This window comes from Pseudomonas sp. NPDC090755, from assembly GCF_044769005.1.
In the GTDB taxonomy this organism is placed as follows: domain Bacteria; phylum Pseudomonadota; class Gammaproteobacteria; order Pseudomonadales; family Pseudomonadaceae; genus Aquipseudomonas.
The window spans coordinates 138056-159112 of record NZ_JBIVXC010000002.1 but is presented as its reverse complement, the minus strand read 5'-3'; the positions used below and the strand labels follow the sequence as shown (position 1 = coordinate 159112).

At 63.7% G+C, this 21057-nt stretch carries 18 protein-coding genes; 3 read left to right on the top strand and 15 right to left on the bottom strand.

All coding sequences use genetic code 11. The annotated features are described in order from the left end of the window. Positions 1 to 20: 20 nt before the first annotated feature. The 4 genes from ACIQUS_RS04595 to plsB all read right to left on the bottom strand — a co-directional run bounded on the left by ACIQUS_RS04595 (position 21) and on the right by plsB (position 4147). On the bottom strand, positions 21 to 710 hold the full coding sequence (locus tag ACIQUS_RS04595; protein WP_403043458.1) for a DUF4197 domain-containing protein: 690 nt from the start codon (positions 708 to 710) through the stop codon (positions 21 to 23). Between the two features lie 33 nt (positions 711 to 743). Continuing rightward, positions 744 to 1142: a YbaY family lipoprotein gene (locus tag ACIQUS_RS04590; RefSeq protein ID WP_403043455.1), complete on the bottom strand. Its 399-nt coding sequence runs from the start codon at positions 1140 to 1142 to the stop codon at positions 744 to 746. 100 nt (positions 1143 to 1242) lie between these two features. Next, positions 1243 to 1587 carry a YbaY family lipoprotein gene (locus tag ACIQUS_RS04585; protein WP_403043453.1) on the bottom strand — a complete coding sequence of 115 codons (345 nt, stop codon included), beginning with the start codon at positions 1585 to 1587 and terminating at the stop codon, positions 1243 to 1245. Positions 1588 to 1660: 73 nt separating this feature from the next. Then, positions 1661 to 4147, bottom strand: coding sequence for a glycerol-3-phosphate 1-O-acyltransferase PlsB (gene plsB, locus ACIQUS_RS04580; protein WP_403043450.1), 2487 nt, complete (start codon positions 4145 to 4147; stop codon positions 1661 to 1663). Between the two features lie 222 nt (positions 4148 to 4369). Between plsB and ACIQUS_RS04575 the strand changes: the two genes are divergently transcribed. Further along, a complete protein-coding gene (locus tag ACIQUS_RS04575; RefSeq protein ID WP_028942973.1) occupies positions 4370 to 4579 on the top strand; it encodes a cold-shock protein in 210 nt (69 codons plus the stop codon). Positions 4580 to 4667: 88 nt separating this feature from the next. Here the strand turns inward: ACIQUS_RS04575 and ACIQUS_RS04570 are convergent, their stop codons facing one another. The 4 genes from ACIQUS_RS04570 to ACIQUS_RS04555 form a co-directional block, all read right to left on the bottom strand. Next, the gene (locus ACIQUS_RS04570) at positions 4668 to 5045 is read right to left on the bottom strand and encodes a hypothetical protein (RefSeq protein WP_403043447.1); all 378 of its coding nucleotides are present in this window, start codon (positions 5043 to 5045) and stop codon (positions 4668 to 4670) included. Positions 5046 to 5063: 18 nt separating this feature from the next. Then, a complete protein-coding gene (locus tag ACIQUS_RS04565) occupies positions 5064 to 5876 on the bottom strand; it encodes a putative RNA methyltransferase (protein ID WP_403043444.1) in 813 nt (270 codons plus the stop codon). Further along, the gene (gene dapE / locus ACIQUS_RS04560) at positions 5876 to 7027 is read right to left on the bottom strand and encodes a succinyl-diaminopimelate desuccinylase (RefSeq protein WP_403043442.1); all 1152 of its coding nucleotides are present in this window, start codon (positions 7025 to 7027) and stop codon (positions 5876 to 5878) included. The genes ACIQUS_RS04565 and dapE overlap by 1 nt, the downstream gene beginning before the upstream one ends. Before the next feature lie 220 nt (positions 7028 to 7247). Then, a complete protein-coding gene (locus ACIQUS_RS04555; RefSeq protein ID WP_403043440.1) occupies positions 7248 to 9839 on the bottom strand; it encodes a glycosyltransferase in 2592 nt (863 codons plus the stop codon). 290 nt (positions 9840 to 10129) lie between these two features. Between ACIQUS_RS04555 and tcdA the strand changes: the two genes are divergently transcribed. Continuing rightward, entirely contained in the window at positions 10130 to 10951 is an 822-nt protein-coding gene (gene tcdA, locus ACIQUS_RS04550; RefSeq protein ID WP_403043437.1) for a tRNA cyclic N6-threonylcarbamoyladenosine(37) synthase TcdA, read from the top strand. Here tcdA and ACIQUS_RS04545 read toward each other — a convergent pair. From ACIQUS_RS04545 to ACIQUS_RS04530, 4 genes are read right to left on the bottom strand one after another with little or no spacing between them, the layout of a single operon-like run. After that, positions 10930 to 11340, bottom strand: coding sequence for a SufE family protein (locus tag ACIQUS_RS04545; RefSeq protein WP_403043434.1), 411 nt, complete (start codon positions 11338 to 11340; stop codon positions 10930 to 10932). The genes tcdA and ACIQUS_RS04545 overlap by 22 nt on opposite strands. Then, a complete protein-coding gene (locus ACIQUS_RS04540; protein ID WP_403043432.1) occupies positions 11337 to 12542 on the bottom strand; it encodes an aminotransferase class V-fold PLP-dependent enzyme in 1206 nt (401 codons plus the stop codon). Before ACIQUS_RS04540 ends, ACIQUS_RS04545 begins: the two co-directional genes overlap by 4 nt. 53 nt (positions 12543 to 12595) lie before the next feature. Then, positions 12596 to 13630: a 2,3,4,5-tetrahydropyridine-2,6-dicarboxylate N-succinyltransferase gene (gene dapD, locus ACIQUS_RS04535; RefSeq protein ID WP_403043429.1), complete on the bottom strand. Its 1035-nt coding sequence runs from the start codon at positions 13628 to 13630 to the stop codon at positions 12596 to 12598. 42 nt (positions 13631 to 13672) lie between these two features. Next, positions 13673 to 14035: an ArsC family reductase gene (locus ACIQUS_RS04530; RefSeq protein WP_403043426.1), complete on the bottom strand. Its 363-nt coding sequence runs from the start codon at positions 14033 to 14035 to the stop codon at positions 13673 to 13675. A gap of 233 nt (positions 14036 to 14268) precedes the next feature. Between ACIQUS_RS04530 and ACIQUS_RS04525 the strand changes: the two genes are divergently transcribed. Next, complete coding sequence (locus ACIQUS_RS04525) at positions 14269 to 15915, top strand: Na+/H+ antiporter (RefSeq protein WP_403043423.1); 1647 nt, start codon at positions 14269 to 14271, stop codon at positions 15913 to 15915. A 222-nt stretch (positions 15916 to 16137) separates the two neighbouring features. Here the strand turns inward: ACIQUS_RS04525 and dapC are convergent, their stop codons facing one another. The 3 genes from dapC to map are packed head-to-tail and all read right to left on the bottom strand — an operon-like array spanning position 16138 to position 20856. Continuing rightward, positions 16138 to 17331, bottom strand: coding sequence for a succinyldiaminopimelate transaminase (dapC, locus tag ACIQUS_RS04520; RefSeq protein WP_403043420.1), 1194 nt, complete (start codon positions 17329 to 17331; stop codon positions 16138 to 16140). A 22-nt stretch (positions 17332 to 17353) separates the two neighbouring features. Further along, complete coding sequence (locus tag ACIQUS_RS04515; RefSeq protein WP_403043418.1) at positions 17354 to 20053, bottom strand: [protein-PII] uridylyltransferase; 2700 nt, start codon at positions 20051 to 20053, stop codon at positions 17354 to 17356. A gap of 20 nt (positions 20054 to 20073) precedes the next feature. Continuing rightward, positions 20074 to 20856 carry a type I methionyl aminopeptidase gene (gene map / locus ACIQUS_RS04510; protein ID WP_403043415.1) on the bottom strand — a complete coding sequence of 261 codons (783 nt, stop codon included), beginning with the start codon at positions 20854 to 20856 and terminating at the stop codon, positions 20074 to 20076. Positions 20857 to 21057: the final 201 nt, after the last annotated feature.

Below are 21057 nucleotides of genomic sequence, written 5' to 3'. Positions count from 1 at the left end.
GGGCTTGACCCGCGATGCCTTTAAAGCACTCCAAATACCTTCTTGGCCATGCTGGTCGCCGCTGCCGCAGGGTTCTGGCGAATGCTTTCTTCCTGCTTGGCGATCATCTCGAACAGGCCGTTGAGCGCCTGCTCGGTTACGTAGCCCTCGACGTTGGCATTCTTGGCATCCAACACACCCAAGGTCGCCGCCTGACCGGCGAAAGTGTTGTACTGCTGGGCCAGGCCGACCTGGTCGGTGGCGTTCTTGACGATCGGCAGGAACTTGGCGCGGATCTGCTCGCGGCTGGTCTTGCTCAGGTACTGGGTAGCCGAGTCGTTACCACCGCTGAGGATGCCCTTGGCATCGTCCACGGTCATTTTCTTCACGGCATCGACCAACAGCGCCTGGGCTTGCGGCACGGCGGCCTCGGCGGCCTGGTTCATGCTGGCTTCCAGTTGCTCGACCTGAGCCCCCATGCCGAAGGCCTTCATCTTCTTGGCCACTTTGCCAAGGTTGCCCGGCAGTTCGATACGCACATCCGGGTTACTGCTGAAACCACCGGGGGTTCCCAGTTGTTTGACCGCTACCTGGGCGCCCTGGGTCAGAGCGTCCTTAAGGCCGGTGGAGGCATCTTTTTGCGAAAGGTCGCCCAGTGACAGCGCCAGGGCACTGGCCGACAGCAGCAGACCGGCGCACAGGCCGGTGAAGGTTAGAGCGGGGCGGAACATGGCAGCATCCTTATGCGCAGGAAAAACAATCAATCAACGAACGGCATCGACTTTGATCCGCAGTGGTTGCGGCTGGTTGCCATCAAGCTGTACGCCGTGGTGTTCGGTGTTGATGAACAGCAGCTTGCCGTCCAGTTCGATTCGCGCACTGATCGCATAGCGGTGGCCGGGCTTGACCTGGGCCGGGTCGTAGCTCAAATGAAACGGCAGCGGAACATTGCCTTTGACCGGGCCGCTCTGGCTGGCCAGGGTTACCGCCGGGGCGTCCATCAGCGAGACGTCCTGCAGGGCGACGCTGAGGGTCGCGGCGGGTGGCAGGGCCATGCGTTGCAGGTAGAAGACTTCGCCATCGAGGCTGGCTTTGCCACTTGGCGCAGGCGTGGAACAGGCTGCGAGCAGGGAGGCGCAACACAGCAGGAAGAGTTTTTTCATGGAGTCTCCGTAGTCCGTAAGCTTGGCGGGTGGCCAACCTTACGGACTTTAACGGATTTTTCCAGTCAGGACTGCTCTGCGGGCACTGTGTCGCAGGGCATTAACGGACCGGTTCCAGTTTCATGGTTACCTTGTCCTGGGTGCCATCGAGCGTGACGTGGTAAGCCACGGTGTTGATGAGGATGAGCTTGCCTTCGTGTTCGATGCGCGCCTGCAAGGCATAGGTACTGCGCTCATCCACCATGCGACTGTCGTAGCGCAACTGAAAGTTGAAGCTGATCGCGCGACCGGCGAGCAGGGTCTGCTGCGCCAGCGAGATGGCCGGGGCGTCCGCCCGGGAAACGTCAGCCAGGTTGAGCGTCACGCTGACGCCTGCGGGCAAGCCCAGGCGGTTTGCGACGAAAATCAGGTCTACATCAAGCGTTTTGAAGTCTACGTCAGGCATTGCGGTTACCTCCAAGTGGGTCAAATGCACAAGCATCCTGGCCCCCTTGGAGTTCACCGTGCAGGAAGAAGCGTTACACCGTGGTCGCCTCGTGCACGTCCTCGCGATGCAGGGCCACCTGGCGGATAGACAGGCGTAGCTCCGCCGACAGCACCCGCTTGGCCGCGCCTTCGGCCAGTTCGCTGAGTTTTTCGTGATAACCCAGCTTGCCGTTGCTGTCGGGACGCAGCACGCCCTGCTCGATCTGGGTCTGGATGAAATGGCGGAACAGGGTCTTGTCGAAGAACTCCGGGGCATTGAGCCCGTGCAGGATCGACAGGCGCTGGGCCATGACCACGCAGAGGTCTTCCAGTTCTTCGGCGCTGAGGGCGTGCTGGCCGCTGTTGAGCAGCAGGGCGGTGGCCATGTAGAAGCGTTGCAGGGTCTGGGTGATCGCCCGGGCCAGCAGGGTCAGCAGCACGAATTGCCGTGAGCTGGGCGCCGGACGCAGGTACACGCCGTTCTCGAAGCGCAGCAGGCCCTGGTCGATGAAGGCTTGCAACCACTGGTCGATGACTTCGTCCAGGGTGTCGAGCTCCCAGCGAATGAACAGCTCCGACTGCAGGTAGGGGTACAGCGCCCGGGTGTACTGCAGGATCATCTCGCGGCTCATCCGCGAGCTGCTGAGGAAGAAGCTCGCCAGCAGCGCCGGCAGGGCGAAGATGTGCAGGACGTTGTTGCGGTAGTAGGTCATCAGTACCGCATTCTGTTCGTCCAGGTACAGGATCCTGCCCAGGGCGTCTTTCTGTTCAGCCAGCAGGTCCATGCCCCTGACGTAGTTGATCAGCGCCAGGCCATCGCCGTCTGGCAACGTGGTGTGCGGCGAGTAGGGCACTTGGCGCAACAGGGCCAGGTACAGGTCCAGCACCCGCGCCAGGGCGCGTTCGTCCAGGGCCAGGCGGCTGGTGGAAAGCAGGGCCAGGGCCACCAGGTTGACCGGGTTGATCGCCGCCGCTTCGTTCATGTGGCGGGCGACTTTTTCACCCAGGCGCGAGGTGGTCTCGTTGAGCCAGGCCGGGCGGAATTGGGGGGCGTGGGCCTGTTCGCGCCAGCCGGGTTGCTGCTGGTCGAGGAAGGCGCCCAGGCGAATCGGTTCACCGAAGTTCACCGCCACCTGGCCGAAGCGCTGCTTGAGGGCGCCCAGCACCTTGAAGATGTCGAAGATCGACTCTTTTTTCTTGCTGGCGCCGCGCAGTTCGCCCAGGTACGTGCGGCCTTCGAGCACGCGTTCGTAGCCGATATACACAGGAACGAAGACGATCGGCGTTCGTGAGGAGCGCAGGTAGCTGCGCAGGGTGATGGCCAGCATGCCGGTTTTCGGCTGCAGCATGCGCCCGGTGCGCGAACGGCCGCCCTCGACGAAGTACTCCACCGGAAAGCCCTTGGTGAACAGGGTATGCAGGTATTCGTTGAACACCGCGGTGTACAGCGGATTGCCCTTGAAGGTGCGACGCATGAAGAAGGCGCCGCCACGGCGCAGCAGGCCGCCGATCACCGGCATGTTGAGGTTGATCCCGGCGGCGATGTGCGGCGGGGTCAGGCCGTTGCGGAACAACAGGTAGGACAGTAGCAGGTAGTCCATGTGACTGCGGTGGCAGGGCACGTAGATGACTTCATGGCCCGGGGCGATACCCTGCACCTGCTCGATGTGGTTGACCTTGATGCCGTCGTAGATCTTGTTCCAGAACCAGCTCAGTACCACTTCCATGAAACGGATGGCGGTGTAGGTGTAGTCCGAGGCGATCTCGTTGCCATAGCGCAGGGCCTGGGCCTCGGCTTTTGCCAGCGGGATATTTTCACGATCAGCTTCATCGGCGATCGCCTGGCGCACCAGCGGGTCATGGACCAGGCCCTTGACCAGGTTGCGCCGGTGCGAGATGTCCGGGCCGATGACCGCGGTCTTGAGGTTGCGAAAGTGTACCCGCAGCAGGCGCTGGGCCATGCGCACGGTGCGCTCGTGGCCCTTGTTGTGCTGGACCAGCTCGCGCAGGTGAATGGGTGCGGAGAACTGCACGCGGGTCTTGCGCCCCAGGATCAGCACGGTGAGCAAGCGGCGCAAGCGGCCGGTGACCGCCCAGCTGTCGGCGAACAGCAATTTCCACGGGCTGGACTCGCTGGCCGGCGACTGGCCCCAGAACACACTGACCGGGATGATCTGTGCGTCTTCCTCGGCATGCTGGCTGATGGCATTGACCAGGCGCGAGAGGGTAGGCGGCGCGCCGCGTTTGTCCTGGCGGCCCAACCAGTCCGGGTCCGGCGTCAGGTAGAAGAAGGCGGCCGGTTCCTGCAGGGTGCCGACGGCCACGGGCAGGATCGGGCGCGGCAGCCCGGCTTTGGTGCACTCGCGGTCGAGCACCGCCAGGTCAGTCAGCGAGGGCGATTGCAGGGCGTAGAACACCGGACGGCTGCGATCCAGGTTCAGGGTGAAGGATGACTGGTTGATGGTCTCGGAGCGAACCCACAGGTACAACAGGCGACGCAGGGCGCCAAAGATCAGGCGGCGCAGGGGGGAACGGGTCATACGGTGTGTGCTCTGGAGGGAGTTTTCGAGTAAATGCTCAGTCGGTTAGTGTGCCGTATCTGCGCAAGTTCAGCAAAAAGCGCTCCGGTCATGAAAAATAATTTAAGTGTGGCATATACTCGGTCCGCAGCTTGCAGGAGATTTTTGCAAGCTGCGTCGGCAGAGGGTGGTGACCTCTCTGCATGCAAGGCGATTCCAAAATAAAAATCCGGAGTAGTTCAGATGTCGTCTCGTGAGACTGGAAGTGTAAAGTGGTTCAATGACGCCAAAGGTTATGGCTTCATTCAGCGTGAAGGTGGCGCGGACGTGTTCGTTCACTACCGTGCCATTCGTGGTGAGGGGCATCGCACCCTGATCGAAGGTCAGCAGGTCGAATACAGCCTGACGCAGGGCCAGAAGGGCCTGCAGGCAGAAGACGTAATCGGGCTGTAAGCGCTTTAGATCGCAAGTTTGAAGCTACAAGCTGCAAGCCGGCCGTGCCAGGTTTGTAACTTGTAGCTTGCAGCCTGACCGGGGGCGGCTAGCTTGTCCGCCAGGTGATTTCCTCTTCACCGTCGGCACTGATGCGGATCCAGCGATCGGCATCCTCTTCACCTTCTTCCTCGACCCAGCTGCCGGGTGCGCAACGTACCTCGACGTTCAGCGCGGCGAACGCGGCGCGGGCGCAAGCGATGTCATCCGCCCAGGGCGTCTGGTCGCTTTCCAGGTAAAGACTGTTCCATTTGCCTACAGCCTTCGGTAACCAGGTAACCGGAATGTTACCGGCCTTGCACTTGAAGGTCTGGCCTTTCTGCGTCCATTCGCTGCAAGGACCCAGGGCTTCGCCAAGCCATCGGGCAATCTGCTTGTGGTCGACGTCGGCGTCTTTGAGGTAAATCTCGATATCGGGTTGGCGCATGGGGGGCTCCGGGTGTGCTCAGTCTTGGCGCACGAAATAATCGTAACGCATCGATACCGTGACCTCGAAAGGCTCGGCCTGCTCGATGACGCGGGCTCGTTTTTCTGCGCTGGCGCGCCAGCCATGGGGGGTCATGGCCAGCAGGTCGGCGCGGGACTTGCCGTCGACAAGGCTCAGGCGGAACTTCAGGGTTTCGCTGTGGGCATGCTGCATGCCGGCGGGCACCAGGGCCAGGTGCTTGTCGTCAGCGTAGTCGCGCACTTCATCGTAGAGCTTCTGGCGCAGTTCGATCAGGTGTTCGCGGGTCGGGCCGACGCGCATCAGGCCGCCACCGGGCGCCAGCAGGCGCAGGGCCTCCTGCCAGTCGAGGGGGCTGAACACGCTGGCCAGGAACTGGCAGCTGGCATCGGCCAGGGGTACCCGGGCCATGCTCGCCACCAGCCAGGTGACCGCAGGATCACGCTTGCAGGCACGTTTGACCGCTTCGCGGGAGATGTCCAGGGCGTAGCCGTCGGCCTGGGGCAGTGCCTGGGCGATCTGTGCCGTGTAGTAGCCCTCGCCACAGCCGATGTCCAGCCAGCGCGCCGGAGCGCGCTCGGCCGCAAGCTCCGCCAGGCGTCGTGCCACCGGGGCGTAATGACCGGCATTGAGGAAGTCGCGGCGGGCTTCGACCATGGCCTGGTTGTCGCCCGGGTCACGGCTGTTCTTGTGCTGCACCGGCAACAGGTTCAGATAGCCCTGGCGAGCCCGGTCGAAACGATGGCCGGCGGGGCAGGCCACGCCGTTGTCGACCGCGCTCAGCGCGGCGCTGCAAATGGGGCAGGTGAGCATCAGGCAAGCAACCGGGTCAGGGTCTGGTAGTAGATCTCGGTCAGGACATCGAGATCGCTGGCCAGGATCCGCTCGTTGACCTGGTGGATGGTGGCGTTGACCGGGCCCAGCTCGACCACCTGGGTGCCGAGGGTGGCGATGAAGCGGCCATCGGAGGTGCCGCCGCTGGTCGACGGAGAAGTCTCGCGGCCGGTGACGGCCTTGATGCTGGCCGCTACTGCGTCGAGCAGGTCACCCGGTTCGGTCAAAAATGGCAGGCCCGACAGTGCCCAGTCCACATGCCAGTCCAGCTGGTGCTTGTCGAGGATGGCGGCAACGCGCTGTTGCAGGCCTTCGACGGTCGATTCGGTGGAGAAGCGGAAGTTGAACAGCGCGGTCAGCTCGCCCGGTACCACGTTGGTGGCACCGGTACCGGAGTTGACGTTGGAAATCTGGAAGCTGGTCGGTGGGAAAAACGTGTTGCCTTCATCCCAGTGTTCGGCCGCCAGCTCCGCCAGGGCCGGTGCGGCCAGGTGGATCGGGTTCTTCGCCAGGTGCGGGTAGGCCACGTGGCCTTGTACGCCGCGCACGGTGAGTTTGGCGCCGAGCGAGCCACGACGGCCGTTCTTGACCACGTCGCCGACCAGGCTGGTGCTCGATGGCTCACCGACGATGCACCAGTCCAGGCGTTCCTTGCGCGCGGCCAGGCGTTCGACGACCGCCTTGGTGCCGTGGTGGGCCGGGCCCTCTTCGTCGCTGGTGATCAGGAACGCGACCTTGCCGCGATGGTTCGGATAGTCGGCGACGAAGCGCTCGCAGGCCACCACCATGGCCGCCAGGCTGCCTTTCATGTCGGCGGCGCCACGACCGCAGAGCATGCCGTCGGCATCGATCAGGGCTTCGAACGGGTCGTTCTGCCAGGCCTGCACCGGACCTGTGGGCACTACGTCGGTGTGGCCGGCGAAGCACAGCACCGGACCGTCCTGGGTACCGTGGGTGGCCCAGAAATTGTCGACGTCTTCGATACGCATCGGCTCGAGCATGAAGCCGGCATCGCCCAGGCGCTGCATCATCTGTTTCTGGCAATCGGCGTCCACCGGGGTCACCGAGGGGCGACGAATCAGGTCGCAGGCCAGTTCAAGGGTAGGCGAGAGGTCGGCAGGGGCCGTCATTGGAGGTACTCCGGGGCAAGGCAGGGCACGAATTCGAGGGGGGTTATCTTATAGCAAAAGACCGGCGTCCGGACTTCGGATCTGTGTCGTTTGTCAGCGCCGGCTCCCACAGGTTGGCAGCGTTCCAATCCTGTAGGAGCGGGCTTGCCCCGCGATGCGCTGAGACTGCCAGTACGCAATCGCGGGGCAAGCCCGCTCCTACAGTGGTTTCTGTGGTGCGTCAGGACGCCTGGGCAGGCTGGGCGGCGTCAACCGGCTTGGGCAGCGACGACAGCATCGCCATGATCAGCGCCGCCAGGTACGGCAGCGACTGCACCAGCAGCATGGTCACCCAGAAGCGCATGTCATTGCTCGGCAGCCCCTGGACCAGATAGATCCCGGCCGCGGCGCCCCACAGCAGCAACATGATGAACAGCTCTTCCCGGGCTTCGGAAAGCGCCACCAGCAAACCATGGCTGTCGGCATTCTTCGGCGTGCGGAAGAACGGGATGCTGCTGGTGAAGAACCCGTACAGCACCGCCTTGGCGATGGTGTGCGACAGCGCCAGGCCCGCCAGGGCCGCGGCGAACGCGTCCTTGAGGTTGACCCCGACCGCGCGGCGGTAGAGGAACACGATCTTGCCGACCTTGAACACGAACAGTGCCAGCGGTGGGATGGCGAAGATCAACAGGGGCGGGTCGACCCGTTGCGGCACGATGATCATCGCCGCCGACCAGAGCAGGGCGCCGACGGTGAAGAAGATGTTCATGCCGTCGGCGATCCACGGCAACCAGCCGGCCAGGAAGTGGTAGCGCTGGCCCCGGGTCAGTTCCGAATCCTTGCCGCGCAAGAGGCTCGCGGCATGGCGCTTGATGATCTGGATGGCGCCGTAGGCCCAGCGGAAGCGCTGCTTCTTGAAGTCGATGAAGGTGTCGGGCATCAGGCCCTTGCCATAGCTTTCGTGGGAGTAGGCGGCCGAATAGCCCTTCTCGAACACCCGCAGGCCCAGTTCGGCGTCTTCACAGATGCACCAGTCGGCCCAGCCCAGTTCCTCGAGCACCGAGCGGCGGGTCATGGTCATGGTGCCGTGCTGGATGATCGCGTCGCGGTCATTGCGGGTGACCATGCCGATATGGAAGAAGCCCTTGTACTCGCTGTAGCACAGCTTCTTGAAGGTGCTTTCGTGCTGGTCGCGGTAGTCCTGGGGCGATTGCACCACGGCGATCTTCGGGTCGGCGAAGTGCGGCACCATGTGCTTGAGCCAGTTGCGGTCCACGCAGTAGTCCGAGTCGATCACCGCGATCACTTCGGCGTCCTTGGCCGTGTGCGGGATCAGGTAGTTCAGTGCGCCGCCCTTGAAGCCGGCCAGGGGCGAGACGTGGAAGAACTTGAAGCGCTCGCCGAGCATTTCGCAGTGGGCCTTGATCGGTTCCCAGACGGCCGGGTCCTTGGTGTTGTTGTCGATGATCAGGACTTCGTAGTCCGGATAATCCAGGGCAGCCAGGGCATTGAGGGTCTGTTTGACCATCTCCGGCGGCTCGTTGTAGCACGGCACATGCACCGACACCTTCGGTCGGTAGGCACTGTCGGCCTGCACCGGCAGGAACTCGCGCCGGCGCTTGTGAATCCACACCGCTTCGGCCAGCTCATGGGCTTCGGTGAGCAGCACAATGAACACCCCGAGGGCGCCCAGGGCCAGCAGCAAGCCCACCGTGAGGCTGAACCAGGTGCTGTATTGCTGGCTGTAGTCGTAGCCGATCCACACCAGCACCGAACCGCACAGGAAGGCGATGAAGGTCAGGAAGGTACGACCGCGTTGGCGCAGTGCCGAGCCGTCGATCAGCAGCAGGGTCAGCGAGAGCATGGCAAGCACCACCGAACCTACGGCCAGCACGCGCCATTGCGGAATGGCCACCACCGGCCCTTCGAAGTTAAACTTTTGCTGGCGGGCCGCGTTGAACACGCCCCAGTAGGCGCCCACCGAGCCTTCGTCGCTGGCTTTCCACGGCTGGTCGTAGGCTTCGATGACGAAGTAGTTGTAGCCCTGGCGGTTGAGCTTGTTGACCAGGGTACGCAGGTAGATGGCCTGGTCCGCCGGGGTGGCATCGGCACCGCCGCGCATGCGGCCGTTGCTCGGCCAGCCGACCTCGGACAGCAGCAGCGGTTTGCGCGGGAACAGTTGCTTGAGGTCGCGGGCGCGGTCCAGCACGAACTGGCCGGCGTCCTTCATTGGAATGAATTCCCAATACGGCAGGATGTGCGCTGCCACCAGGTCGACGTGCTTGGCAAGCTCAGGGTGTTCCTTCCAGATGTGCCACTGCTCGCTGGTGGTCACCGGCACCTTGACCGCGGCACGCACCCGGTCCAGGTACTGGATCAGGGCTTGGGGGGTAATCTCTTCGCGGAACAGGGCTTCGTTGCCGACCATGACCCGCACGACACTGCGCGAACTGTTGGCCAGTTCGATGGCTTTCTGGATCTCCCGCTCGTTACGCTCCAGGTCCGGGCTGATCCACACCCCGAGGGTCACCCGCAGGCCGAATTCCTCGGCCAGGCGCGGAATCTCGGCCTGGGTGCCTTCGACCGTATAGATACGGATGCTGTCGGTGAGCTTGCTCAGTTGCTCGAGGTCCTGGCGCAGTTCGTCCTCACTGGGGTACTGACCCTTTTGCGGGCTTTCTCCGAGGCGGAACGGCGAGTAGGAAAAGCCGGAAATCTGCTCCGGCCAGTCGGGGGCGGAAACCGGGCGGTTGATCAGCGCCCAGAACCCGGTGAATAGCGCGGCAATGGCCATGACTATCACCAGGTTGATACCAAATTTACGCGATGACATAGATAGTTCGGGTTCCGAAGGGTGGAACGGGCAAGCGCCACAGGGCGCGGATCCTGCGCTTTGACCGCCTATCCTGTGTAGGAAAAGGGCGGCGCAACAGGTTAGATTGACTTCACGTGATGAAGTTCTGAAGCCCGTGCAGTTGTCGTCCAGGACTAGGGATTGCCAGGACCATTAAAACAGGATTACACCTGCTTTTACTAATTCCTACGCAGGTAGGCGGTCCGAAGCGGGATGCCATCGAGCGGCAAGAAGCCTATAATACGCGCCGGTTTTTTCTGGGTATGGCCATGAGTACAGATGATCCACGCTTTGCCGGTGTTGCCCGGTTGTACGGTGACAGCGGCTTGCAGCGCCTGCGCGAGGCTCACGTGGCCATCGTCGGCATTGGTGGCGTGGGCTCCTGGGCGGCCGAGGCCATGGCCCGTAGCGGCGTGGGGGAAATCTCCCTGTTCGACCTGGATGACGTCTGCGTCAGCAATACCAACCGCCAGTTGCATGCGATGGACGGTAATGTCGGTCGCGCCAAGGCCGAGGTCATGGCCGAGCGCCTGCGGGCGATCAACCCGGCCTGCAAGGTGCATGCGGTGGTCGATTTCGTGACCAAGGAGACCTTGCCCGAGTACATCGGCGAGGACATCGACTGCGTGATCGACTGCATCGACAGCGTCATGGCCAAGGCCGCCCTGATCGGCTGGTGCAGGCGACGCAAGATCACCATCGTCACCACCGGCGGCGCCGGCGGGCAGATCGACCCGACCCAGGTCCAGGTGGCCGACCTGAACAAGACCTTCAACGACCCGCTGGCCTCGCGGGTGCGATCGACCTTGCGGCGGGACTACAACTTTTCCCGCAATGTCTCGCGTAACTACAGCGTGCCCTGCGTGTTCTCCACCGAGCAACTGCGTTACCCCAAGGGCGATGGCAGTGTCTGCCTGCAGAAGAGTTTTGTCGGCGAGGGCGTCAAGCTCGACTGCTCGGGCGGCTTTGGCGCGGTGATGATGGTGACGGCGACATTCGGCATGGTCGCTGCCAGCAAGGCGGTGGAAAAACTCGTGGCCGGTGTGCGCCGGCCATCCGAGCGCAAGGCTCAGGCGCCGGCGGCGAGCTGAGCCATGCGTTGCAGCACGGCGTTCAGGCCGTTGCTGCGCGAGGGAGAAAGCTGGCGACCCAGGCCCAGCTGATTGAACCAGCCGGGCAGGTCCAGTTGCGCAAGTTCCGCGCTGGACAGGCCTTCAACCCGAATCAGCAGCAAGGCCAGCAGGCCACGAATGATGCGCGCGTCACTGGCGCCCTTGAAGCGCCACTGGCCATCGTGCTGCTCGGCCACCAGCCAGACCTGGCTTTCGCAGCCATGCACCCGGTTGGCTTCGGACTTTTGCCCATCGCCCAGAGGCTCAAGGCGTTCGCCCCATTGCATCAGCAAACGGGCGCGCTGCTCCCACCCGGCGGCCTGTTCGAAGCTGGAAAGCGCATCCCGGGCGCTGGCGCTCAGGCTCATCGCAGCAACTCCAGGGCTTGATCCAGCGCCTCGAAGAAGCGCTGCAGGTCATCGGAATCGTTGTACAATCCCAGGGACACCCGGATCGCACCGTCCAGGCCGAGGCCCTTGAGCAGCGGCATGGCGCAGTGATGGCCAGCACGCACGGCAATGCCCTGTTCGGTGAGCAGGTGGGCGAGGTCGGCGTTGTGCACGCCCTCGACCACGAAACTGGCTAGCGCCAGGTTCGGTTGTCCGAGCAGGCGGATGCCTTCGCGATCGCTTAAGCCCCGCAGCAGGTAGCGGTGCAGGCCGGCTTCGTGCTCGGCAACAGCCTGTGCATCGAGCCCGGCCAGGTAATCGAGGCTGGCGCCCAGGCCAATCACGCCGGCGATGGGTGGGGTACCGGCCTCGAAACCCAGGGGGGCGGATCGAAAGCTGGCGTCATGGTAATCGGCCACCTGGACCATCTCGCCACCGAACTGCCAGTGATGCAGGCGTGCCAGGGCTTGAGTGCGGCCATAGAGCACGCCGACGCCATCGGGGCCATAGAGCTTGTGGCTGGAGAACACATAGAAGTCGCAGCCCAGTTGCTGCATGTCCTGGCGGTCATGGACCACGCCCTGGGCGCCATCGACCACGGTCAGGCAGCCCTGGGCATGGGCGTGGGCCAGCAGCGGCGCCAGGGGCTGCCAGGCACCGAGCACGTTGGACAACTGGCTCACAGCCAGCAGGCGGGTGCGGGGGCCGATCAGCTGCAGGGCGAGCTCAAGATCGATCAGGCCGCGGCTATCGAGCGGCAGTACTACCAGCTTGAGCCCGCGACGCCGGGCCAGTTGCTGCCAGGGCAGCAGGTTGGCGTGGTGCTCCAGGGCGCTGACGGCGATCTCGTCTCCGGCTTCGAACAGCCCCTCAAGGCCATAGGCCAGCAGGTTCAGGGCCGAGGTCGCGCCATGGGTGAAGACGATCTGCTGGGTGTCACTGGCGTTGAGCCAGGCGGCGACCTTCTCGCGGCTGCGTTCGAAGGCCTGGGTGGCCAGAGCGCCGGGGAGGTGCTGGGCACGGTGCACATTGGCGGCACCATGGCTGTAATAGTGGCTCAGGGTATCGAGCAGGACTTGCGGTTTTTGCGTGGTGGCAGCGCTGTCCAGGTAGGTCTGGTGCTGGCGTTGCAGGGCGGCGATAGCTGGGAAGTCAGCGCGCCACGGGGAGGGCTGGAACATGATGATCGGACCTGGGTATCGGGCCTGGCGTTGGCCAGACCCGATGGTACCACTTAGTTGTGGGCGTGCAGCGCTTCGTTCAGCTCGATGGCCGACTTGTGGGTCTTGCACTCCACGGCGCCATTCAGCGAGTTGCGACGGAACAGCAGGTCGGTCTGGCCGGCCAGGTCGCGGGCCTTGACCACTTTGACCAGCTGGTTGTTCTCGTCCAGCAGGTTCACCTTGGTGCCCGCAGTGATGTACAGGCCGGCTTCGACGGTGTTGCGGTCGCCCAGCGGAATGCCGATACCGGCGTTGGCGCCGATCAGGCAGCCTTCGCCCACCTTGATGACGATGTTGCCGCCACCGGACAGGGTGCCCATGGTCGAGCAGCCGCCGCCCAGGTCCGAGCCCTTGCCGACGAATACGCCGGCCGATACGCGGCCTTCGATCATGCCCGGGCCTTCGGTACCGGCGTTAAAGTTGACGAAGCCTTCGTGCATGATGGTGGTGCCTTCACCGATGTAGGCGCCCAGGCGTACACGGGCACTGTCGGCGATACGCACGCCAGCTGGCACGACGTAGTCGGTCATTTTCGGGAACTTGTCGACCGAGAACACTTCCAGCAGCTCGCCCTTCAGGCGCGCTTCCAGTTGCTGCTCGGCAAGCTCGGCCAGGTCGACCGCACCCTGGCTGGTCCAGGCCACGTTCGGCAGCAGCGGGAAGATGCCGGCCAGGCTCAGGCCGTGAGGCTTGACCAGACGGTGCGAGAGCAGGTGCAGCTTGAGGTAGGCTTCTGGCGTCGAGCTCAGGGCTGCGTCTTCGGCCAGCAGGGTGGCGACCAGCGGCTTGCTGCTTTCGGCCAGGCGGGTCAGCAGGGCGGCCTGGGCGGCGTCGATGCCCTTGACGGCTTCGGCCAGTTGCGCGGCCTGGGCGTTGGTGAAGGCGATGGCCTGGTTGCCACCTTCGTAACCCAGCACCGGGGTCACCGCGGCGACCAGCTCGGCGCTCGGGTTGATCAAGGGTTGCGCATAGAAGACTTCCAGCCAGGCGCCTTGACGGTTCTGGGTGCCGACACCGAAGGCCAGGCTGAACAGGGTAGTGGACATGCAGTTACCTCTTGCGAATTTGAATGAAAGCGTGGCGCCGCGTTATTGAAAGGCGGCTGCGTACAGGTCGGGCTTGAAGCCGACCAACGTCCGCTCGCCGAGGTCGAGCACCGGGCGCTTGATCATCGACGGCTGGGCCAGCATCAGTTCGATGGCCCTGGCCTGGTCGAGATCGGCCTTCTGGGCGTCTTCGAGCTTGCGGAAGGTAGTGCCGGCACGGTTGAGGACTGTTTCCCAGCCGTGCTCGTCGCACCAGCGGTTCAGGCTGGCACGGTCGATGCCTTGGGTCTTGTAGTCGTGAAAGTCGTAGCCCAGGCCTTGGTCTTCCAGCCAGGTACGGGCTTTCTTCATGGTGTCGCAGGCCTTGATTCCATAAAGGCGCAATGGCGTGTCGCGTTTGGTCATGTCTTGCCCCTCCTGGGAAAAAATGGTGAAGGATTATGCCACGGTCAGCCGGGTTGGGTTGGCCTTGGTCAGGCTCTTTGTAGCATTGTGTTACATGTTTCGGCGGCCTCTGCGACTTTTGTGCAGCGGTGCGCCCGCAGCTTGAGCGGCTACTATGTCGTTTCAATGGCAACGCCTGGCCCGGGCGATCGTCATGCCATTGACTGCGCTTGAATTGAACAGGAACACGCCGAATGCAATCAGCCTACACCGTTCTCATCCTGCTGATGCTGGTGAGTGTCTCCAAACTTGTCGGTCGAGTCATCCCGCTGCCGTTGCCGCTGGTGCAGATCGGCGCCGGGGCCCTGCTCGCCTGGCCGACCCTGGGGCTGCACGTGGCCCTGGACCCGGAATTGTTTCTCTTTCTGTTCCTGCCGCCGTTGCTGTTCGCCGACGGCTGGCGCATGCCCAAGCGTGACCTCTGGCGCCTGCGCGGGCCGATCCTGACCCTGGCCGTGGGCCTGGTGCTGTTCACCGTGGTAGGCGCCGGTTATTTCATTCACTGGATCCTGCCGAGCATTCCGCTGCCGGTGGCCTTCGCCCTGGCCGCGGTGCTGTCGCCCACCGACGCCGTGGCCGTTTCGGCCATTACCCAGGACCGTTTGCCGACACCCTTGATGCATATGCTCCAGGGCGAGGCGCTGATGAACGATGCCTCGGGCCTGGTGACCTTCAAGTTCGCCCTGGTGGCAGCCATTACCGGGGTGTTTTCCCTGGCCGAGGCCAGCCTGACGTTCGTGCTGGTGGCGGTGGGCGGCCTGGCCATCGGTGTCGCCCTGAGCTGGCTGGTGGGTCGCCTGCGGGCCTGGATGATCGCCCGCGGCTGGGATGACCCGGCCACCCACGTGGTGTTCATGCTGTTGCTGCCCTTTGCCGCCTATGTCCTGGCCGAGCGCCTGGGCGCCTCGGGCATCCTTTCGGCGGTGGCGGCCGGCATGATGCAAAGCTGGCTCGACCTGCTGCCGCGCCAGACCAGCACCCGCCTGCTCAACCGCAGTGTCTGGTCGCTGCTGGAGTTCAGTTTCAACGGCCTGATCTTCCTGCTGCTGGGGCTGCAACTGCCCGACATCATCAAGGCGGTCACCAGTCACGAAGCCTCGCTGTGGCCGACCCTGCTGTGGCGCTGCCTGGATGTGGTAGCGATCTTCGCGGTGCTGTTGGTGTTGCGTTTCGTCTGGGTGCAGAGCGTATGGCGGCTGATCGGTGTGATCCGTCGTTGGCGCGGCAAGGAAGACCTGGTGCTGCTGCCCAATGCCCGTTCGGCCTGGCTGCTGACAGTCGGTGGTGTGCGCGGGGCGGTGACCCTGGCCGGTGTGATGTCGGTACCGTTGCTGATCAGTGCCGGCAAGGCCTTCCCTGAGCGGGACCTGCTGATCTTCATTGCTGCCGGGGTGATCCTGCTGTCACTGGTGTCGGCCTGCATTGCCCTGCCGTTGCTGCTGCGCGGAGTGGTCAAGAGCCCGGACGACACCGTGCGCCAGGAGGCCAAGGAGGCCTGGCGGCAAACGGCGGAAGCGGCGATCCACGCCCTTGAAGCCGAAGACCTGGCCGAACCTGGCGTGCCCCAGGACGCGACACAGGCAGCCCTGGCGGCGGAACTCAAGGCGCGCCTGATGGCGGAGTACCGGCATCAACTGGACAACTTCAATGACAGTGCCGAAGCCCAGGCCCTGGCCGAGCAGATGGACCAGCTGGAGCGGCGTTTGCGCCTGCGTGCGCTGCGAGCGCAGCGGCTGGAACTGTACAAGCTGCATCGCCATCACAAGGTCGGGGATGACGTGGTGCGCCAGGTGTTGGGTGAACTGGATCTGAGCGAGGCGAATCTGGGGCCGGTAAAGTAGTTCCTGATCGCGGAGCGGGGCAGGCGTGGCGCAGGGCTTGTGGGAGCCGGCATAGCCGGCGATGAGGTCGGTGCAGTCGGCACATCAGGTGCTGACGGGGCGACGACCGCTGCGCGGTCGATCGCAGGCTACGCCAGCTCCCACAAAGTGAACTGCACCCCAAATGTTGGACACCCATCCAACCTTTGGGGGCAGTTCAAGGACGGTTGTCCCGTGGTGCATTCAGCCTTGCAGGAAGGTGCGAATCCGCTGCGCCGCTTCCACGCATTCGGCCAGTGGCGCAACCAGCGCCATGCGCACCCGGCCGGCGCCCGGGTTGACGCCGTCCACTTCACGGGACAGGTAGGAGCCCGGCACGACGGTCACGTGCTGGGTTGCGAACAGGTTACGGCAGAACTCGGCATCATCACCGGGGACCTTGGCCCACAGGTAGAAGCCGCCGTCCGGACGCTGAACATCGAGTACCGGGGCAAGGATCTCCAGCACGGCATCGAATTTTTCACGGTACAGGTCACGGTTGGCCAGTACGTGTGCTTCGTCGTTCCAGGCGGCAATGCTCGCCAGCTGGGACTGCACCGGCATGGCGCAACCATGGTAGGTACGGTAGAGCAGGAACGGCTTGATGATCTCGGCGTCACCGGCAACGAAGCCCGAGCGCAGGCCTGGCAGGTTGGAGCGCTTGGACAGGCTGTGGAACACCACGCAGCGCTTGAAGTCGCTGCGGCCCAGTTCCACACAGGCGCTGAGCAGGCCCGGCGGTGGGCTTTGTTCGTCGAAATACAGTTCGCTGTAGCACTCGTCGGCGGCGATCACGAAGTCGTGCTCGTCGGCCAGGGCAATGAGCTTTTTCAGGGTGTCCATTGGCACCAGGGCGCCGGTGGGATTGCCCGGGGAGCAAATGAACAGGATCTGGCAGCGTTTCCAGGTCTGCGCCGAGACGGCATCGAAGTCCGGGTTGAAGCCGTTGCTGTCCAGGCATGGCAGGTAGTGCGGGGTGGCGCCGGCCAGCAGGGCTGCGCCTTCATAGATCTGGTAGAACGGGTTGGGGCTGATCACCAGGCCGTTGGCGTCGCGCTTGACCACGGCCTGGGTGAAGGCGAACAGCGCTTCGCGGGTGCCGTTGACCGGCAGTACATGCTTGTCGGCATCCAGCCAGCCGCTGGGCACGCCAAAACGACGCTCGCACCAGCGGGTGATGGCCTGGCGCAGGGCCGGCAGGCCGACGGTGGTCGGGTACACGGCCATCTGTTGCAGGTTGTCGGCCAACGACTGGGCGACGAACGCCGGCGATTCATGCTTGGGCTCACCGATCGACAGGGCAATGGCGCGTTTGTCGGCGGGCGGCTGGACGCCGCCCAGCAGTGCGCGCAGTTTCTCGAACGGGTAGGGCTGAAGCTGGAGCAAATCGGTGTTCATCGGCGCTGGGTCTCGTCAAACGTTAAATGGTCAGGCGGGAAATCGGTACGGCGGTGGCCTGGTCGACGCGCAATTGCTCGACAATGGCATCCTGCAGGCGGCTGCACAGCTGCGGGTCGGACAATGGCTGGTTGTCGGCGTCGGTAATGAAGAACACGTCTTCGACCCGCTCGCCCAGGGTGGCAATCTTGGCATTTTGCAGCGACAGGTCGAACTCCAGGAAGATCTTGCCGATCCGCGCCAACAGGCCTGGGCGGTCGGGGGCGCTGAGTTCGAGGATGGTCACCTGGCGCTGGGCATCGGTGTGGATGGTCACCTGCGGGGCAAAGGTGAAGTGCTTGAGCTGGCGCGGGACCCGACGCTTGATGATGGTCGGGTAGTCGTCGGGATTGCGCAGGGCATCGCTCAGGCCGTCACGGATCTGCTTGACCCGCTGCGGGTTGTCGCCGATCGAGCCGCCGTCGTTGTCGAGCACGATGTAGGTGTCGAGGGTGAACTGGCTGCTGGACGTGATGATGCGGGCATCATGGATGTTCAGGTTGAGCTGGTCCATGGCCGCCACGGTCACGGCGAAGAAGTCGTGCTGGTCCGGGGCATAGATGAAGATCTGCGTGCCACCCTCGAACTCGCGCTGGGTGGTTTCCTTGATCAGCACCAGCGGGCCGCCGTCGGCTGGTTGCTGGAGGATCGCATCGCTGTGCCAGGCCACGTCGGCGGCGGTGTGGCGCAGGAAGTAGTCGTCGCCCAGTTGCGCCCAGAGCTGCTCGACGTCGTCCGGGTCGGTACCTTCGCGGATCAGGATGTCCAGGGCTGCGCTCTGGGTCTGGCGGATCTGCTCCTCGCGGTCCAGCGGGTTCTCAAGACCCCGGCGCAAGGCACGCTTGGTCTCGGTGTAGAGCTGGCGCAGCAGGCTGGCCCGCCAGGAGTTCCACAGGCTGGGGTTGGTGGCGTTGATGTCGGCCACGGTCAGCACGTAGAGGTAGTCCAGGTGGGTCTCGTCGCCCACCAGCTGGGCAAAGTCGTGGATCACCTGCGGGTCGGAGAGGTCCTTGCGCTGGGCGGTGGTCGACATCACCAGGTGATGCTGCACCAGCCATACGACCAGGCGGCTGTCCCAGGCCGGCAGCTGGTGGCGCAGGCAGAACGCCTGGGCATCCACAGCGCCCAGCTCCGAGTGATCGCCCTTGCGGCCCTTGCCGATGTCGTGGAACAGCCCGGCCAGGTAGATCAGCTCCGGCTTGGGCAGGCGGCCCATGAGCTTGCTGGCCAGCGGGAATTTCTCCGAAACCGGGGTGTACTGAAGCTTGCGCAGGTGCTTGATCAGGTTGAGGGTGTGGGCGTCGACCGTATAGATGTGGAACAGGTCGTGTTGCATCTGCCCCACGATCAGGCCGAACTCCGGCAGGTAGCGCCCGAGAATGCCGTAGCGGTTCATGCGCCGCAGGTTGCGGTGGATGCCGATTTCGCACTTGAACAGCTCGATGAACAAACTGGTGTTGCGGATATCGTTGCGAAAATCGTCGTCGATCAGGTGGCGGTATTCGCGCAGCAGGCGAATGGTATCGGCGCGCACGCCCTTGATCTCCGGGTGCTGGGCCATCAGCACGAAGATTTCCAGCATGGCGAACGGGGTGCGCTTGAACACGTTCGGACGCACCGCTTCGATATAGCCGTCGTGCAGCTGGAAGCGTGCATTGAGCGGCTGGGTGTTGCCGCTGTCGTCGTCGAGGATGACCTCCTCGAAGTGCTGGATGATCAGGTCGCTCAGTTCGGCGATGCTCATCACCACCCGGTAGTACTGCTGCATGAACTGTTCGATGGCGCGCTTGGGGTTGTCATCGACAAAGCCGAGCAGGGCGGCAATGCTGCGCTGGTGATCGAACAGCAGGCGGTCTTCGGCGCGACCGGCCAGCATGTGCAGGGCGTAGCGGACCTTCCAGAGGAACTCCTGGGAGGAGGCCAGCAGGGCGTTCTCGCTTTCCAGCAGGAAGCCTTCGCCGGCCAGCGCGTGCAGGTTCAGGGTGCCGTACTGACGCCGGGCGATCCACAGCACGGTCTGGATGTCGCGCAAGCCACCCGGTGAGCCTTTGACGTTGGGTTCGAGGTTGTATTCGGTGTCGTTGTACTTGTGGTGCCGGGCCTTGAGCTCGGCGCGCTTGGCCAGGAAGAACTCCTTGCTGGGCCACATGTGCGCGGTGCTGGTGACATCCAGCATGCGCTGGCGCAGGTGCTCGGGGCCAGCGATGGTGCGGCTTTCCATCAGGTTGGTGACCACCGTCAGGTCGGCGCGGGCCTGCTCGGCGCACTCGTCCACCGAGCGCACGCTCTGGCCCACTTCCAGGCCGATGTCCCAGAGCAGGGTCAGGAAACGCTCGATAGAATCGCGAAACACCTCGTGATCGGCGCTGTCGAGCAGGATCAGCAGGTCGATGTCGGAGTAGGGGTGCAGCTCGCCGCGCCCGTAGCCGCCCACCGCCACCAGGGCGATATCGGCCTCGTCGCTCCAGTCGAACTGGTTCCAGGCTTGTTGCAGGATGTTGTCGACGAACCAGGCGCGGTCCTCGATCAGCCGGCGGATCTCGCGTCCGTCGCGAAAACGCTTGTCGAGCACCTCGCCGGCCTGGCGGATGGCTTTCTTGAAGGCCGCGATAGGGCTGGCCTTGAGGGCCAGTTCCGCCTGGAACTGGCCGCGGTCGAACAGCTCGGGATCCACCTGGGGCATCGAGTCACTTCCTGTTTGAATCAGGCCGACGTGCGGGGAATGGTATCGTCTTTACGCAGGGTGAAGATCTCGTAGCCGGTAGCGGTCACCACCAGGGTGTGCTCCCACTGGGCCGAGAGCTTGCGGTCCTTGGTGATGGCGGTCCAGCCGTCGCCCAGTACCTTGGTGTCGGCGCGGCCCTGGTTGATCATCGGCTCGATGGTGAAGGTCATGCCTTCCTTGAGTTCCATGCCGGTGCCTGCGCGGCCGTAGTGCAGGATCTGCGGTTCTTCGTGGAAGACCTTGCCGATGCCGTGGCCACAGAACTCGCGAACCACCGAGAAACCGTTCTTTTCAGCGTGTTTCTGGATCACCTCGCCGATATCGCCCAGGCGGCAGCCCGGCTTGACCAGCTCGATGGCCTTGTACATGCATTCCTGGGTGACCTGGGACAGGCGCTCGGCCCACACTGGCACGGTGCCGACATGGAACATGCGGCTAGTGTCGCCGTGGTAGCCGTCCTTGATGACGGTCACGTCGATGTTCAGGGTGTCACCGTCCTTGAGCGGCTTGTCGCCCGGGATACCGTGGCACACCACATGGTTGACCGAGGTGCAGATCGACTTGGGGAAGCCCTTGTAGTTGAGCGGCGCCGGGATCGCCTTCTGGACGTTGACGATGTAGTCGTGGCACAGGCGGTCGAGTGCTTCGGTGGTGACGCCAGGCTTGACGTGCTCTTCGATCATCTCCAGGACTTCGGCGGCCAGGCGGCCGGCGACGCGCATCTTTTCGATGTCTTCGGCGGTTTTGATGGTTACGGTCATTGCAGGCTCTCTACGGCGCTTTGGTGCGCGAATAAACTGGGGAAAGGCCGGATTCTACCAGAGCCAGGCCCGCTCAGGCGGCCATGGCAGTGATTCAGCCTTTATATAGGGGCATTCTGGCGCGATTGCGGCGTCGGTGCAAAAGGCGGTGACGGGCGATGCCGATTCCGGTTCCGTTTGTCCGGCTTCTGTGATATAAAA

Excerpts from the sequence above, each read along its gene's own strand:
- ACIQUS_RS04595 (WP_403043458.1), bottom strand. The coding sequence starts at position 710 with ATGTTCCGCCCCGCTCTAACCTTCACCGGCCTGTGCGCCGGTCTGCTG.
- ACIQUS_RS04590 (WP_403043455.1), bottom strand. The coding sequence starts at position 1,142 with ATGAAAAAACTCTTCCTGCTGTGTTGCGCCTCCCTGCTCGCAGCCTGT.
- ACIQUS_RS04585 (WP_403043453.1), bottom strand. The coding sequence starts at position 1,587 with ATGCCTGACGTAGACTTCAAAACGCTTGATGTAGACCTGATTTTCGTC.
- plsB (WP_403043450.1), bottom strand. The coding sequence starts at position 4,147 with ATGACCCGTTCCCCCCTGCGCCGCCTGATCTTTGGCGCCCTGCGTCGC.
- ACIQUS_RS04575 (WP_028942973.1), top strand. The coding sequence starts at position 4,370 with ATGTCGTCTCGTGAGACTGGAAGTGTAAAGTGGTTCAATGACGCCAAA.
- ACIQUS_RS04570 (WP_403043447.1), bottom strand. The coding sequence starts at position 5,045 with ATGCGCCAACCCGATATCGAGATTTACCTCAAAGACGCCGACGTCGAC.
- ACIQUS_RS04565 (WP_403043444.1), bottom strand. The coding sequence starts at position 5,876 with ATGCTCACCTGCCCCATTTGCAGCGCCGCGCTGAGCGCGGTCGACAAC.
- dapE (WP_403043442.1), bottom strand. The coding sequence starts at position 7,027 with ATGACGGCCCCTGCCGACCTCTCGCCTACCCTTGAACTGGCCTGCGAC.
- ACIQUS_RS04555 (WP_403043440.1), bottom strand. The coding sequence starts at position 9,839 with ATGTCATCGCGTAAATTTGGTATCAACCTGGTGATAGTCATGGCCATT.
- tcdA (WP_403043437.1), top strand. The coding sequence starts at position 10,130 with ATGAGTACAGATGATCCACGCTTTGCCGGTGTTGCCCGGTTGTACGGT.
- ACIQUS_RS04545 (WP_403043434.1), bottom strand. The coding sequence starts at position 11,340 with ATGAGCCTGAGCGCCAGCGCCCGGGATGCGCTTTCCAGCTTCGAACAG.
- ACIQUS_RS04540 (WP_403043432.1), bottom strand. The coding sequence starts at position 12,542 with ATGTTCCAGCCCTCCCCGTGGCGCGCTGACTTCCCAGCTATCGCCGCC.
- dapD (WP_403043429.1), bottom strand. The coding sequence starts at position 13,630 with ATGTCCACTACCCTGTTCAGCCTGGCCTTCGGTGTCGGCACCCAGAAC.
- ACIQUS_RS04530 (WP_403043426.1), bottom strand. The coding sequence starts at position 14,035 with ATGACCAAACGCGACACGCCATTGCGCCTTTATGGAATCAAGGCCTGC.
- ACIQUS_RS04525 (WP_403043423.1), top strand. The coding sequence starts at position 14,269 with ATGCAATCAGCCTACACCGTTCTCATCCTGCTGATGCTGGTGAGTGTC.
- dapC (WP_403043420.1), bottom strand. The coding sequence starts at position 17,331 with ATGAACACCGATTTGCTCCAGCTTCAGCCCTACCCGTTCGAGAAACTG.
- ACIQUS_RS04515 (WP_403043418.1), bottom strand. The coding sequence starts at position 20,053 with ATGCCCCAGGTGGATCCCGAGCTGTTCGACCGCGGCCAGTTCCAGGCG.
- map (WP_403043415.1), bottom strand. The coding sequence starts at position 20,856 with ATGACCGTAACCATCAAAACCGCCGAAGACATCGAAAAGATGCGCGTC.